This window comes from Mycobacterium sp. E3247, assembly GCF_001667785.1.
Lineage (GTDB): Bacteria > Actinomycetota > Actinomycetes > Mycobacteriales > Mycobacteriaceae > Mycobacterium.
Window position 1 is genome coordinate 41,250 of the sequence record NZ_LZJG01000061.1, and the last position, 14,007, is coordinate 55,256.

Genomic DNA, 14,007 nt, shown 5'->3' on the forward strand with positions numbered 1-14,007 from the left:
GTTCTCAACGCAGGGGCTTATAGCCCGCGTGTAGTGCGACGATGCCGCCGGTCAGGTTGCGCCACCGCACCGCCGCCCACCCCGCCCGGGCTATCTCGCGCGCCAGGCTCGCCTGGTCGGGCCACGCCCTGATCGACTCGGCCAGGTAGACGTAGGCGTCGGGATTGCTGGACACCGCGCGCGCCACCCGCGGCAGCGCCTGCATCAAGTACTCCTTGTAGGCGGTGGCGAACAGCGCGTTGGTGGGCGTGGAGAATTCGCATACCACCAATCGGCCTCCCGGGCGCGTGACGCGCGCCATCTCGCGCAACGCCGCCTGCGGGTCGACGACGTTGCGCAAGCCGAAACTTATTGTGACAGCATCGAATACGTCGTCACCGAACGGCAGCCTGGTGGCGTCGGCGGCAACTTTCGGCACGTGGCGGGCCGCACCCGCCGCGAGCATACCGACCGAGAAATCGGCCGCCACACACCAGGCCCCCGACTTCTGCAGCTCGACGGTGGATACCGCGGTGCCCGCGGCCAGGTCCAACACCTTCTGGCCCGGCCCGATCGTCAGCGCCGAACGGGTGGCCTTCCGCCAGTACCGGTCCTGCCCCAGCGATAGCACGGTGTTGGTCACGTCATAGCGGCGGGCGACGCCGTCGAACATCGACGCGACGTCCCGGGGGTCCTTGTCCAAGGCCGCGCGACTCATGGTGGAGACGCTACCGGCTGGATAACGGACCACTCGCTTTCGCCCCCACGCGTGTGAGCTCTCGGGGAATTACGTGGCGACATCGGCGTTGCAACACTGCGTGACTCAAAAAGTTTGGTTTATCACCGGTACATCGCGCGGTTTCGGACGGGCGTGGACGGTCGCGGCGCTGGAGCGTGGCGACAAGGTGGCCGCCACGGCGCGCAACACGGCGTCACTGGACGACCTGGCCGGGAAGTACGGCGACGCGCTGCTGCCGATCCGGCTGGACGTCACGGATCGAGACGCCGACTTCGCCGCGGTCAAGCAGGCACACGACCACTTCGGTCGTCTGGACATCGTGGTGAACAATGCCGGCTACGGGCAGTTCGGGTTCATCGAGGAACTCTCCGAGCGGGACGCACGCGATCAGATCGAGACGAATGTCTTTGGGGCGCTGTGGATCACCCAGGCTGCGCTGCCGTACCTGCGCGAGCAGCGCAGCGGGCACATCATTCAGGTGTCCTCGATCGGGGGCATCACCGCGTTCCCCTTGGTCGGCATGTACCACGCGTCCAAGTGGGCGCTGGAAGGCTTTTCGCAGGCGCTGGCCCAGGAGGTCGCCCCGTTCGGCGTGCACGTCACGTTGATCGAACCGGGCGGTTTCGACACCGATTGGGCCGGAGATTCGGCCAGGCACGCAGGCCCCCTGCCGGCGTACGACGACGTGCGCGCGGCCGTCCAGGCGGAACGCAGCAAGCGGTGGGCCAGCCCGGGCAACCCGGAGGCGTCCGCAGCCGCGCTGCTCAAGGTCATCGACGCCGAAAATCCGCCGCTGCGAGTGTTTTTCGGCTCGTCGCCGCTGGGAACCGCTAAGGTCGACTACGAGAACCGACTGCGCACCTGGGAGGAATGGCAGCCCGTCGCCGAACTGGCGCAGGGCTGAGGCGTCAGCTCACTCGCCTTGCGCGTACCGCTTGGCGAACACGCGCCGTCGGGCGAACGGCGATAGCACCGCCTCATAGTGGCCGAGCAGCTCGTCACAGATGACCGGCCAACTACGGCCGAGCACGCTGCGCCGGGCGGCCAGTGCGTAACGCTGCCGTTCGTCGATCAAATGGGTGACGGCCGCAGGCAACTTCGTCTCGAACTCGTCGACGCCCAGTAACAAACCGGTGCGCCACGGCGTGACGAGGTCACGTGGGCCGCCGGCGTCGGGGGCGATCACCGGCAACCCCGACGCCAGCGCTTCCTGCACGACTTGGCAAAATGTCTCGTGCTCGCCGGGATGCACGAAGACGTCCATGCTGGCGTATGCCGCCGCGAGTTCGTCACCGTACAAAGCTCCGGTGAAAACCGCTGTGGGCATGGCCTTTTGCAGCTTGGCGCGGTCGACACCGTCACCGACGATGACGAGTTGCAACCCGTCCCGCGCCGCCAGCGGGATCAGCCGCTCGACGTGCTTCTCGGGCGCCAGCCGGCCCACGAAGCCGACGATCGGCTTGCCCTGTGGCGACCATCGCCGCCTGAGCTCCTCATCACGCGCCGACGGGGCGAACCGCAGCACGTCCACCCCGCGCGCCCAGTGGTGTACCCGCGGGAAGCGGTGTGCCACAAGCGATTCCATCGTCACGCTGGAAGGGGCCAGCGTGCGGTCGGCGAGACTGTGCAGATGACGGAACCAGGCCCACGCGGCGCGAGACGTCATGGGAATGCCATAACTGGCCGCGAAACCCGGCACGTCCGTTTGATACACGGCGACCGTCGGCACCCCCAGCCACCGCGCCGCCTTCACGCCGCCGTAGCCGAGCAGCGCCGGCGAGGCCAAATGCACGACGTGCGGGTCGAATCCGCGCAGCACCTTCACCATCCGCGGCATCGGCACACCGAGCGGCAACGTGGTCACCTTCGGGAACATCCGCGACGGAACCCGATGCACGCGGATGCCGTCGTAAATCCGGTCGGCCGGGACCGCACCGGGCGGGGTGTCCGGGGCGATGACGAGGGCTTCGTGACCCGTCCGGCGCAGGTGCTCGAGAACCCGGATCACCGAGTTGCTGACACCGTTGACTTCCGGCAGGAACGATTCGGCGACGATGGCAACGCGCACAACACCACGGTGTCAGCACCGACTTTCGACAAGGTTGCCTACGGGCATACGTCGTGCGAAATCTGCTGGTCGGACACCTCCGGGCGCCGGTCCAGCAGCTTATCGAGCAGCGCCAGGCCGATCAGCAGGAGCGTCGCCACCAGCCAGCCCACCACCGCGATGGAGCCCGCCGGGATGATGGCCAGCCCCGCGTTGCGGTGCTGCACGCGAACCAGATTGGGGTCGTTCTTGTTGTATTCGACGTAGATGCGCATGCCCGTGGCCAGATGCGACGGATACAGCACGCCGAGCTCCGGGCGATACGTGACCCGTTCGGGTGTGACGAATTCGATGGTGGAGCGCCGCGGGCCGGCGCTGAGCACCTCGGCCTGCGCCACCCCCATGTTGTGTTGGATCGCAAGGTCGTTACGCCAGGCGCCGGCGACCAGCAGGATCGACTGCAGGGTGACCAGGGCGGCCACGATGAGCACCGCAATGCGGGCCCAGCGCAACGCAATCCTGGGCCGGGTGCTCGGCGGTTGGTCGCTGCGGCCGTGAATCAGTATGTGCAGCAATCTCTTCGGGAAATTCACCGAGCCCTCACAGGGCCGCCTTGATCGCGGCGTGGAGCTGGCGCAGCGACGAGCGGTCGGCCTTGACCTCCAGCACCCGCATGCCGGCCGCGGGTTCGTCGAGGGCCGCGCTGAGCTGGTCGACCTCGATCTGCCGGCTCTCGACGTGATAGGCGCGGCACAGCGCCCCCACGTCGACGTCGTGCGGAGTGCCGAAGATCCGCGACGACACGTCCGAGAACCTCGGATCGCCCTGCTCGAGCAGTTCGAAGATGCCGCCGCCGTTGTCGTTGGAGACCACGATGGTCAACCGGCGCGGCGTCGGCTCGGTGGGGCCGATCAGCAGCCCGGAGCTGTCATGGACGAACGTCATGTCGCCGATCAGCGCGACGGTGCGCCCCTCGTGGGCCAACGCGGCGCCGATCGCGGTCGAGACGGTGCCGTCGATGCCGGCGACACCGCGGTTGGAGCGCACCCGGATGCCGTGGGTGTCGAGGCCGACCAGCGCCGCGTCGCGGACCGGGTTGGAGGCCCCCAGCACCAGCTGGTCACCGGGCCGCAGCGCGTCGGCCACGGCCGCCGCAACGTGCAGGCCCGTGGTGAGCGGGTGCGCCTCGAGCTGGCCGCGCACCGCGTCGATCGCGTGCCTGTTGACCTCCGCGCAGCGCCTCAGCCAGGCGGGATTCGGGGCGCCGGTGGTCACCGCCCGGGTGCCGGTGGCCTGTGAGTTGCCCGAGACGTCTGGCCAGCGCGGTCCGGTGGTCAACGCGTACACCGGGACCTTGGGGTCGGCCAGCAGCGCCGACACCGGCCTGTGCAAGGTGGGGCGGCCGAGCATGATCACCTGCTTGGGGCGCAGCAGCGGCAGGGCCAGGGGATGCAGGGGGTTGGCCGGCGCCGGGGCCGTCGGCTCGGCGACGGTCGGCAGCTCCGCGAGGTTGGGCTGGGCGCCCGCGCCGTGGCCGGCGATGACGACCGTGTCGGGCGTCAGGTCGATGTCCAGCGGCTGGTCGAACGTCACGGGCGGCGTGTAGGTCCACGGCAGCCCGCCGGGCCGTCCCTGGGGGATGACGGCGCCGTGCGGCTCGGGATCGGGCACCAGCGGTTCGCGCAGCGGGATGTCGAACTGCACGGGGCCGGCGTTGGCGGTGCGAGACCCCGTGGCGGCCACCAAGACCCGGCAGGTGGCCGATCGCCAGGTGGCGTTCAGGGCGTCCAGCCGTTCGGGGGCGTCCTCGGCCAGGCCGAGGCTGATGGCGGTGCGGACCTGGGTGCCGAAGTAGCCCAGCTGCTCCATGGTCTGGTTGGCCCCGGTGCCCAGCATTTCGTAGGGCCGGTTGGCCGACAGCACGATCAGCGGCACCCGGGCGTAGTTGGCTTCCACGACGGCCGGCCCGAGGTTGGCGACGGCGGTGCCCGACGTCATCGCGACACAGACCGGGGCGCCGGCGGCGATGGCCAGCCCGATGGCCAGGTAGCCGGCGGTGCGCTCGTCGATGCGGACGTGCAGCCGGATCCGCCCGGACCGGTCGGCGTCGGCCAGCGCGAACGCCAGCGGCGCGTTGCGCGACCCGGGGCACAGCACCACGTCGCGCACGCCGCCGCGGATCAGCTCGTCAACGACGACGCGGGCCTGTCTCGTCGAGGGGTTCACTCATACAGAGTGTCACAGCCGGCCAACCGGGTGCGTGGAGCAGCGGGGTCGGGACTTAGTTGCTGGCGAAGAACTTCAGCGCCGCCTCGTTGACGGCGTCCGGACGCTCGAAGAACCCGAGGTGGCCGGCGTCGGCGATCTGCACGTAACGGCCATTGGGCAGCGCGTCCGCGACCTCTCGGCCCAGGTAGGGCGGCGTCAACACGTCGTCGGAGAAGCCGATCACCAGCACCGGCGTCGTGATGCCGCGGTAGGCCGGCAACCGGTTGGTGTACGGGGCGATGTCCAGCTGACACCGCATTCCCGGGGTGGACTTGACCGGCCACATGGAGAACATCGCGATCCAGTCCGCGACCGCGACGTCGTCGTTGAGCGTCCTGTGCGAAAAGTTTTCCAGCAGGCGGATTTTCGCCTCGTACGAGCTCGGCACCTGGACACCGGCATCGGCCAGCTCGGCCTCCGCGTCGCGGAAGAACTCACGGGTCTTGTCCATGCGGCCGCGGGTGCCCATCAACACCGCGGAGCTGACGAGTTCGGGCCGGGCGAGCATGAGCTCCTGGGCGATGAACGCGCCCATCGACATCCCGACGATGCGGGCCGGGGCGGCGTCGAGCCCTTCGATCAGCGCCGCCGTGTCGGCGACCATGGTCTGCGTCGTGAACCCCTGGGCGTTCTCGGTGGCGCCGATCCCGCGGTTGTCGAAGGTGATCACGCGGTAACCGGCCGCCAGGAACGCGGGAAGCTGATACGGGTGCCACGTCCGACCGGCGCCGCCGTGACCGCTGATGAACACCACGGGCTCACCGGAGCCGCGGTCGTCGTAAGCCAGGTTGATCACTCCGACGACGGTACAAGCAGTCCGTGGCAGGCCTTGACCCGGTCGATCCACCATTGCCGCCGCTGCGCGGGCGCGGCCAAGGCGCGCAGCCGCGCCAGGTCGGGCGTGACCGGGCCCACCGGCAGGGCGCCGTCGATGGGCGGGGCGACGTCGGCCACGTCTTCGGTGAACAGCCCACCGGTGCCCAGGCCGCACGCGTGGTCCAACACCGGCAGGGCCGCCGCGGCGGCCAGCCCGGCGGCGATCCCCACCGCCGAGTCGATCGCGCTGGAGACCACGACCGGGATGTCGATCTGCGCGGCGATCGCCAGCATGGCCGAAATGCCGCCCAGCGGAGCGACTTTCAGCACGGCGATGTCGGCGGCACGGGCGCGGACCACGGCCAGCGGGTCGTCGGCCTTGCGGATGCTTTCGTCGGCGGCGATCGGCACGTCCGGCATGTCCGGCCGCAGGCGCAGGGCCGCGAGCTCGGCGACGGTCGCGCACGGCTGTTCGAGGTATTCCAGCGGGCCGTCGGCGATCAGGGCGGCGGCCGCCTGCACCGCCTGCTCCACGCTCCAGCCCCCGTTGGCGTCCACCCGCACGGTTGGTACGAGTCTGCGCACCGCGTTGACCCGGTCGACGTCGTCGGCCAGCGTCTGGCCGGGTTCGGCGACCTTCACCTTGGCCGTGCGGGCGCCCGGGAACCGGGCCAGCACCTCGCCCACCCGGGCGGCCTCAACGGCCGGCACGGTGGCGTTGATCGGGATGCGGTCGCGCCGCGGCGGCGGCGGACGGCGGTAGGCGGCCTCGATCGCCGACGCCAGCCAGTGCGCGGCCTCGGGCGGGCGGTATTCCAGGAAGGCCCCGAACTCACCCCAGCCCGCGGGCCCCTCGATCAGGGCGACCTCCCGGGTCGTGATGCCGCGGAACCGCACCCGCATCGGCAGCGCGACCACGTGCAGGCGGTCGAGCAAGTCCTGGGTGGATGGAATCACTCGCCGTAAACCTGGCGGCCGGCCAGATACGTCGCACGCACCTGCAGGTCGGCGATCTGCTCGGGCGGCACGGTCCGCGGGTCGGCGGAGAGCACCACCAGGTCGGCGTACTTGCCCACCTCCAGCGAGCCGGTCACGTCGTCGGCGAACAACTGCCAGGCCGCGTCGATGGTCTGCGCGCGGATGGCCTGCTCGACCGTCAACCGCTCCTCGGGTGCCAGCACCCGACCGCTGGGCGCCGTGCGGGTCACCGCGACGCTGATGTTGCGCAGCGGCTCCTCGGGCGTGACCGGGGGGTCGTTGTGCAGGGAGATGCGCATGCCGGTGGCCACCGCGGAACCCGCCGGCATCCAATGGGATCCGCGCTCGGGACCGAACAGGCCGTCGACCAGGATGTCGCCCCAGTAGTGGATCTGGTCGACGAAGATGCTGCAGGTGACCCCGAGGTCGGCGGCGCACTGCAGCTGTTCGGGCCGGATGGCGCCGACGTGCTCGAGCCGCAGCCGGTGGTCGGGGCGCGGGTGACGCTTGAGCGCCTCCTCGTACACGTCGAGGATGGTGTCCACCCCGGCGTCACCCTGCACGTGGCAGGCCATCGGCCAGCCCAGCGGGAAGTAGGCGCCGACGATCTCGCTGAGCTGCTCGCGCGTGTAGTTGGCGTGTCCGCAGGAGCCGGGCGCCACCCCGATGGTGCGGGTGGCGTCGGTGTCCAGGTACGGGAAGGACAGCGCGATGTTGCCCACCCACGGGGAGCCGTCCACCCAGATCTTGATGCCGACCTGGCGCAGCATGTCGTCGCCCTGACCGGGGGTGGCGTCGGTGTGCATCTGCGGGTTGGAGATCTCGTAAGTGCGCAGCCGGACGGTCAGCTCGCCGCGCAACTGCTCGACCAGCGGCCCGAACGCCGGGTCGAAGGCCATCTCCGAGCAGGTGGTGAGGCCGGCGCGGTTGAGCCGGGCGCATTCGGCGCGCAGCATCGCCGGGTAGTCGCTCGGCGCGATGGCGCCGGCCAGCAACGGAAACACCGCGCCGGTTTCCTCGGCGGTGCCGTCCAGGTCCCCGTGCGCGTCGCGGCCGAAGCGGGCGCCCTTGGGATCGGGGGTGTCCCGGGTCAGGCCTGCGTGCCGAGCCGCGTGCGAATTGAAGAAGGCCTTGTGCCCGGAATTGTGGATGATGATCAGCGGCCCGTCCGGCGCCATCTCGTCGAGCCAGGCCAGCGTCGGCCGGGGCAACCCGGGCTGCAGCAGCGGATCCCAGCCGTTGAGGAACGCGCCGGCTTCGCCCCGCTTGGCGACCTCGCTCCGGACGGCGGCGACGACGGCGTCGGCGTCGGCCACCGTCACGGGCCGGATATCGACGATCCGGTCCGATAGCGCCAGCGCCTCCATCAGCGGATGGCCGTGTGCCTCAACGAATCCCGGCATGACGCAGCCTCCACCTAACGAGCCGATGTCGACGGTCTGGGTGTCGGGGCCGACGAATCCCGCGACGTCCGACCGGCTCCCGACGGCGACGATGCGCCCGTCGGCGACGGCGAGCGCCTCGGCCGTGGGGCGTTTGTCGTCGACGGTGAGCACGGTCCCGGTGATGACGAGGTCAGCGTCGGCCATGAGAACGGATGCTAGTGCTCCGGGGTGCCATGGAGGGTCTGGCTGACCGGAATTGCAACACGTTCTAGTCTGGCCACATGAGTGACGAGCTGCTGCGCCATCCCATTCATTCCGGACACCTGACCGTCGGTGCGCTCAAGCGCAACAAGAACAAGCCGGTGCTGCATCTCGGCGACACCACGCTGACCGGCGGTCAGCTCGCCGAGCGCATCAGCCAGTACATCCAGGCGTTCGAGGCGCTCGGTGCGGGCACCGGCGCAACCGTCGGGCTGCTGTCGCTGAACCGGCCCGAGGTGCTGATGATCATCGGCGCGGGCCAGACCCAGGGTTACCGGCGCGTGGCCCTGCACCCCCTGGGCTCGCTGGACGACCACGCCTACGTGCTGGGCGACGCCGGCGTGACGTCGCTGATCATCGACCCCAACCCGATGTTCGTCGAGCGGGCGCTGGGCCTGCTGGAGAAGGTGCCCGGCCTCAAGCAGGTCCTGACCATCGGCCCGGTCCCCGAGGCGCTCGGCGATTCCGCGGTGGACCTGGTGGCCGAGGCCGCGAAGTATTCGCCCAAACCGTTGGTGGCGGCCGACCTTCCGCCCGATCACATCGGCGGGATGGCCTACACCGGCGGCACCACCGGCAAGCCCAAGGGTGTGCTGGGCACCGCGCAGTCGATCACCACGATGACCACGATCCAGCTGGCCGAGTGGGAGTGGCCGGAGAACCCGCGCTTTTTGATGTGCACCCCGCTGTCGCATGCCGGGGCGGCGTTCTTCGTGCCGACCATCATCAAGGGCGGCGAGCTGGTGGTGCTGACCAAGTTCGACCCGGCCGAGGTGCTGCGGGTGATCGAGGAGCAGAAGATCACCGCGACCATGCTGGTGCCGTCGATGATCTACGCGCTGATGGACCACCCCGATTCGCACACCCGCGACCTGTCCTCGCTGGAGACCGTCTATTACGGCGCCTCGGCGATGAACCCGGTGCGGCTGGCCGAGGCCATCCGCCGCTTCGGGCCGATCTTCGCCCAGTACTACGGGCAGTCCGAGGCCCCGATGGTGATCTCGTATCTGGCCAAGAAGGACCACGACGAGAAGCGGCTCACCTCCTGCGGGCGGCCCACCCTGTTCGCGCGCACGGCACTGCTGGACGCCGACGGCAACCCCGTGCCGCAGGGCGAGGTCGGTGAGATCTGCGTGTCCGGGCCACTTTTGAGCGGCGGGTACTGGAACCTGCCGGAGGAGACGGCCAAGACGTTCAAGGACGGCTGGCTGCACACCGGCGACATGGCCCGCGAGGACGAGGACGGCTTCTGGTTCATCGTCGACCGGGTGAAGGACATGATCGTGACCGGCGGGTTCAACGTGTTCCCGCGCGAGGTCGAGGACGTCGTCGCCGAGCACCCGGCCGTCGCGCAGGTGTGCGTGATCGGCACGCCGGACGAGAAGTGGGGTGAGGCCGTCACCGCGGTGATCGTGTTGCGGCCCGACCATCCCTCCGACGAGGAGTCGGTGGCGCGGGTGACCATCGAGATCCAGTCCGCCGTCAAGGAGCGCAAGGGTTCGGTGCAATCGCCCAAGCAGGTGATCGTCGTCGAGTCGGTGCCGGTGACCGCTCTGGGCAAGCCCGACAAAAAGGCCGTGCGCGCCCAGTTCTGGGAGGGCGCCGACCGCGCCGTCGGCTGAGCGGCTCTCGCCGAGCGTGAAATTAACTTCACGCTCGCGCCCAAGCGTGAAACTGGCTTCACGTTCGGGGCGCACTCACCCCAGCGACCAGCAGGTCGAGCATGCGGCCCGTCTGCTCCGGCGAGCCGCTGGCCAGGAAGATGCCGATGAGGCTGGACACCACGTCGTCGGCCCGCACGTCGGAGCGCAGGCTGCCGTCGTCGGCGCCGGCCCGCAACAGCAGGTCGACGGCGCCGACGATGCTGTCCCGAGTCTGGCTGGGCTGCATGGCACCCGAGTCGAAGATTGCGTGCAACGACTCGGCCATGCCGCGCTTGGCGGCCACGAAGGCGGCGTAACGATCCATCCAATTGCGCAGCGCGGTCTTGGGTGGATGCCGCCCGAGGAGCCGTTCGGCCGCCGCGGCCACCTCCGCGAGCTCGGCGCGGTAGATGGCCTCGACCAGCGCCTCCCGGTTCGGGAAATGGCGGTAGAGCGTGCCGATCCCGACGCCGGCCTCGCGCGCGATCGACTCCAGCGACACCGGCCGGCCTTGCGAGAACGCCGCCGTCGCCACCTCGAGCAGCCGCTCACGGTTCCGGCGTGCGTCCGATCGGATCTCTGCCAAAGCGGAGGCTCCTCCGTTTCTGCTACGCTCGAATAAGCGGAGGATCCTCCGCATCTTCTCCAGTCTGGCACGAGGGAGCACCATGACGGACAAACCACAACCCGGCGGTCTCGGCACCATCGGCACGTCGACCGTCGCACGCATGGGCTACGGCGCGATGCAGCTGTTCGAGGCGACGTCCGCCGACGACGCGGCCGTGGTGCTGCGCCGCGCGGTCGAACTCGGCGTCAACCACATCGACACCGCGTCGTTCTACGGCCCCGGCGAGGTGAACCGCCGGATCCGCGCCGCGCTGGCCCCCTACCCCGACGACCTCGTCATCGTCAGCAAGGTCGGCGCGCGATACACCGGCGAAGAGCCGATACCCCTGGCCGCCGCCCAGAAGCCGGCGGAGCTGCGCGCCGCGGTCGAGGACGACCTGCGCCAGCTCGGCCTGGACCGCATCCCGGTGGTCAACCTGCGGCGCATGGACCTCGGGCCCGGCGTGGCCGCCGAGGGCGACCAGGCCGTCGACCTCGACGACCAGCTCGCCGAGATCATCGCGCTGCGCGACGAGGGCAAGATCGGCGGCATCGGCATCAGCGCCGTGCCGCTCGACGTGGTGCGCCGGGCGTTGCCGGCCGGCATCGCCTGCGTGCAGAACGCCTACAGCGTGCTGGACCGTTCGCAGGAAGACACGCTGCAGCTGTGCGCGGCCGAGGGCATCGCGTGGGTGCCCTACTTCCCGCTGGGATCGTCGTTCCCCGGCTTCCCGAAGGTCGCCGACCATCCCGTGGTGGCCGAGATCGCCGGCGAGCTCGGCGTCACGGGCGCCCAGGTCGGCCTGTCCTGGCTGCTGTCCCACACGCCGAACACGCTGCTGATTCCCGGCACGCGATCCGTCGCGCACCTGCACGAGAATCTCGGCGCCGGAGACGTCACCCTCGGCGCCGACGCCATGGAAAGGCTGGACGCCGTCGGCACAACGGAGCCCCAGCCCCACGGGGTCGAGCCGTTCCAGAGGTAACGTCGCTGCCTATGGGAAGCGGCAAACCGATCAAGCCGCCGTGGTGGCTGAAGCCGGCCAACAAGGTGTTCATCCAGATGTCGCGGCTGGGACTGAGTTTCGGCGGCGAAAGCCCCGTGGTGCTGACCGTGACCGGCCGCAAGTCGGGCGCACCGCGCTCGACACCGGTGACCCCGATGACGGTTGACGGGCAGCAGTACGTCGTCGCCGGGTTCCCGGGCGCCGACTGGGTGGCCAACGCGCGGGCCGCCGGCGAAGCGACGATCGCGCGGGGGCGGCACGTCCAGAAGGTGCGGATGGCCGAGCTGGCCGCCGACGACGCCCGGCCGATCCTGCGCGCCTTCCCGGCCGAGGTGCCCACGGGCGTCGGCTTCATGAAGCGGGCCGGACTCGTCACCGAAGGCCGGCCCGAGGAGTTCGAGGCCCTGGCCGGCCGCTGCGCCGTCTTCCGCCTGGACCCGGCATAGGAGTTCAACCACCTTGACCGACAATCCCTTTGACGCGCAGTCCTGGCGGCCCGTCGCCGGGTTCGACGACCTGACCGACATCACCTACCACCGCCACGTCGAAGACGCGACCGTACGGGTGGCGTTCGACCGGCCCGAGGTGCGCAACGCGTTTCGGCCGCACACCGTCGACGAGCTGTACCGGGTGCTCGACCACGCCCGGATGGCCCCGGATGTGGGCGTGGTGTTGCTGACCGGCAACGGCCCCTCCCCCAAAGACGGCGGCTGGGCGTTCTGCTCCGGCGGCGATCAGCGCATCCGCGGACGCAGCGGTTATCAATATGCAAGCGGCGACACCGCGGACACCGTCGACCCCGCCCGCGCCGGGCGGCTGCACATCCTCGAGGTGCAGCGGCTGATCCGGTTCATGCCCAAGGTGGTCATTTGCCTGGTCAACGGCTGGGCGGCCGGCGGCGGGCACAGCCTGCACGTGGTCTGCGACCTCACCCTGGCCAGCCGCGAGCACGCCCGGTTCAAGCAGACCGACGCCGACGTGGGCAGCTTCGACGGCGGCTACGGCAGCGCATACCTGGCGCGCCAGGTGGGCCAGAAGTTCGCCCGCGAGATCTTCTTCCTCGGCCGCGCGTACACCGCCGAGCAGATGCACCACATGGGCGCCGTCAACGCGGTCGTCGACCACGCCGATCTGGAGAAGGAGGCGATCGCGTGGGCCGCCGAAATCAACGCCAAATCCCCGCAGGCGCAACGGATGCTGAAGTTCGCCTTCAACCTCCTCGACGACGGGCTGGTCGGCCAGCAGCTGTTCGCCGGCGAGGCCACCCGGCTGGCGTACATGACCGACGAGGCCGTCGAGGGCCGCGACGCCTTCCTGGAGAAGCGGCCGCCGGACTGGAGCCGGTTCCCGCGCTACTTCTAGCGTTCACAGCCCCAAGATCACCGGCCACCAACACCAGGTCGTCAGGATGGACAGCGGCACCCCGACACCGATCAACAAGGCGACGAGCTCGGGCTCGAGATCGTGCTCCATGGCGATGATGCTGGCGCCGAGCATCGGGGGCATCCCCATCTCCAGCATCGCCACCTTGGCGACGGGATCGTGCGCTTGCCCGAGGGCGCAATACATGGCCACCAAAGCCAGCGGAGCCACCAGCAGCCGATAACCCAGGCCGACGCTCAGTGGTGCGAGACGCCCGGCGATGTGGTCCAGCCGCAGGGCATAGCCCACCGCCGCCATCGCCAGCGGCGTCAGCGTGAGCGCCAGCGCGTCGATCACCTGGGTCACCCACGTCGGGCGATCGACATGATTGGTGGCGAAAGCGGCGAGGATGGCCAGGAAAGGCGGGAAGGTCACGATCCTCTTCACCACGTCACGCCAGTCGAGCCTGCTGGCGCCCGCGATCGACGCGACCGCGATACCCAGGGTGGAGACCGCCAGATAGGACCCGCACAAGTCGATCACCATGCCCAGAGCCATCCACTGTTCACCGGCGTACGCGGCGATCAGCGGGAGCCCCACGAACGAGGTGTTGCACCAGCCCCCGGCGAGCAGCAGAGCGCCGGTGCGTCGCCGCGACCATCCAAATGCACGGCTCAGGGGAACGATGACCACGACGGCAAGGGCGACGTCGAGCCACGGCGTTGCGGCGGCGAACCACCAGTCGTCGCTGACGCGCAGGTTGTGAACACTGTGGAAGGCCGCGGCCGGCAGCGCGATGTTGATCACCCAGCCGCCCAGCACGCTGCCGGCGTTGTCCGGTAGCCGTCCCGAGAGCCGCAACAGGAAACCGAGGATCAGACAGACCAGGACCAGTGCGATCTCCCGCATGCAGCCC

Annotated in this window: 14 protein-coding genes; 5 read left to right on the forward strand and 9 right to left on the reverse strand. The window is 69.8% G+C overall.

From position 1 onward, the window contains the following. Positions 1-4: 4 nt before the first annotated feature. On the reverse strand, positions 5-697 hold the full coding sequence (locus A9X04_RS03310) for a demethylmenaquinone methyltransferase (protein WP_067917716.1): 693 nt from the start codon (positions 695-697) through the stop codon (positions 5-7). Positions 698-797: 100 nt separating this feature from the next. Here A9X04_RS03310 and A9X04_RS03315 point away from each other — a divergent pair, with 100 nt between their 5' ends. Beyond that, on the forward strand, positions 798-1,622 hold the full coding sequence (locus A9X04_RS03315; RefSeq protein ID WP_067917717.1) for an SDR family oxidoreductase: 825 nt from the start codon (positions 798-800) through the stop codon (positions 1,620-1,622). Positions 1,623-1,631: 9 nt separating this feature from the next. Here A9X04_RS03315 and A9X04_RS03320 read toward each other — a convergent pair whose 3' ends face one another. Genes A9X04_RS03320 through A9X04_RS03345 form a run of 6 tightly spaced genes read right to left on the reverse strand, consistent with a single transcriptional unit; the run spans position 1,632 to position 8,416 of the window. Next, entirely contained in the window at positions 1,632-2,786 is a 1,155-nt protein-coding gene (locus A9X04_RS03320) for a glycosyltransferase family 1 protein (protein ID WP_067917719.1), read from the reverse strand. 38 nt (positions 2,787-2,824) lie between these two features. Further along, positions 2,825-3,358 carry a DUF3592 domain-containing protein gene (locus tag A9X04_RS03325; RefSeq protein ID WP_156751925.1) on the reverse strand — a complete coding sequence of 178 codons (534 nt, stop codon included), beginning with the start codon at positions 3,356-3,358 and terminating at the stop codon, positions 2,825-2,827. Between the two features lie 7 nt (positions 3,359-3,365). Next, positions 3,366-4,991 (reverse strand): 2-succinyl-5-enolpyruvyl-6-hydroxy-3-cyclohexene-1-carboxylic-acid synthase, encoded by a 1,626-nt coding sequence (gene menD / locus A9X04_RS03330; protein WP_067917720.1) that lies wholly within the window; start codon positions 4,989-4,991, stop codon positions 3,366-3,368. A 55-nt stretch (positions 4,992-5,046) separates the two neighbouring features. Beyond that, entirely contained in the window at positions 5,047-5,829 is a 783-nt protein-coding gene (locus tag A9X04_RS03335; protein ID WP_067917722.1) for an alpha/beta fold hydrolase, read from the reverse strand. Next, positions 5,826-6,806 (reverse strand): o-succinylbenzoate synthase, encoded by a 981-nt coding sequence (locus A9X04_RS03340; protein ID WP_067917724.1) that lies wholly within the window; start codon positions 6,804-6,806, stop codon positions 5,826-5,828. The genes A9X04_RS03335 and A9X04_RS03340 overlap by 4 nt, the downstream gene beginning before the upstream one ends. Further along, the gene (locus A9X04_RS03345; RefSeq protein ID WP_067917725.1) at positions 6,803-8,416 is read right to left on the reverse strand and encodes an amidohydrolase; all 1,614 of its coding nucleotides are present in this window, start codon (positions 8,414-8,416) and stop codon (positions 6,803-6,805) included. The genes A9X04_RS03340 and A9X04_RS03345 overlap by 4 nt, the downstream gene beginning before the upstream one ends. 77 nt (positions 8,417-8,493) lie before the next feature. Here A9X04_RS03345 and fadD8 point away from each other — a divergent pair, with 77 nt between their 5' ends. Beyond that, the gene (gene fadD8, locus A9X04_RS03350) at positions 8,494-10,095 is read left to right on the forward strand and encodes a fatty-acid--CoA ligase FadD8 (protein WP_067917727.1); all 1,602 of its coding nucleotides are present in this window, start codon (positions 8,494-8,496) and stop codon (positions 10,093-10,095) included. 58 nt (positions 10,096-10,153) lie between these two features. Here fadD8 and A9X04_RS03355 read toward each other — a convergent pair whose 3' ends face one another. Next, the gene (locus A9X04_RS03355) at positions 10,154-10,702 is read right to left on the reverse strand and encodes a TetR/AcrR family transcriptional regulator (RefSeq protein ID WP_067917729.1); all 549 of its coding nucleotides are present in this window, start codon (positions 10,700-10,702) and stop codon (positions 10,154-10,156) included. A gap of 82 nt (positions 10,703-10,784) precedes the next feature. On the opposite strand from A9X04_RS03355, the gene A9X04_RS03360 reads away from it, so the two are divergent. The 3 genes from A9X04_RS03360 to A9X04_RS03370 are packed head-to-tail and all read left to right on the forward strand — an operon-like array spanning position 10,785 to position 13,091. Next, positions 10,785-11,708 carry an aldo/keto reductase gene (locus A9X04_RS03360; protein WP_067917730.1) on the forward strand — a complete coding sequence of 308 codons (924 nt, stop codon included), beginning with the start codon at positions 10,785-10,787 and terminating at the stop codon, positions 11,706-11,708. Positions 11,709-11,719: 11 nt separating this feature from the next. Further along, positions 11,720-12,175 carry a nitroreductase family deazaflavin-dependent oxidoreductase gene (locus A9X04_RS03365; protein ID WP_067917732.1) on the forward strand — a complete coding sequence of 152 codons (456 nt, stop codon included), beginning with the start codon at positions 11,720-11,722 and terminating at the stop codon, positions 12,173-12,175. 13 nt (positions 12,176-12,188) lie between these two features. Next, entirely contained in the window at positions 12,189-13,091 is a 903-nt protein-coding gene (locus tag A9X04_RS03370; RefSeq protein WP_067917733.1) for a 1,4-dihydroxy-2-naphthoyl-CoA synthase, read from the forward strand. A gap of 3 nt (positions 13,092-13,094) precedes the next feature. Here A9X04_RS03370 and A9X04_RS03375 read toward each other — a convergent pair whose 3' ends face one another. Next, positions 13,095-14,000, reverse strand: coding sequence for an AEC family transporter (locus tag A9X04_RS03375; RefSeq protein WP_067917735.1), 906 nt, complete (start codon positions 13,998-14,000; stop codon positions 13,095-13,097). Between the last annotated feature and the right edge of the window lie 7 nt (positions 14,001-14,007).

What these genes read in the sequence shown, in the direction of transcription:
- A9X04_RS03310 (WP_067917716.1), bottom strand. Translation starts at nt 697, where the DNA reads ATGAGTCGCGCGGCCTTGGACAAGGACCCCCGGGACGTCGCGTCGATG.
- A9X04_RS03360 (WP_067917730.1), top strand. Translation starts at nt 10,785, where the DNA reads ATGACGGACAAACCACAACCCGGCGGTCTCGGCACCATCGGCACGTCG.
- fadD8 (WP_067917727.1), top strand. Translation starts at nt 8,494, where the DNA reads ATGAGTGACGAGCTGCTGCGCCATCCCATTCATTCCGGACACCTGACC.
- A9X04_RS03375 (WP_067917735.1), bottom strand. Translation starts at nt 14,000, where the DNA reads ATGCGGGAGATCGCACTGGTCCTGGTCTGTCTGATCCTCGGTTTCCTG.
- A9X04_RS03365 (WP_067917732.1), top strand. Translation starts at nt 11,720, where the DNA reads ATGGGAAGCGGCAAACCGATCAAGCCGCCGTGGTGGCTGAAGCCGGCC.
- A9X04_RS03345 (WP_067917725.1), bottom strand. Translation starts at nt 8,416, where the DNA reads ATGGCCGACGCTGACCTCGTCATCACCGGGACCGTGCTCACCGTCGAC.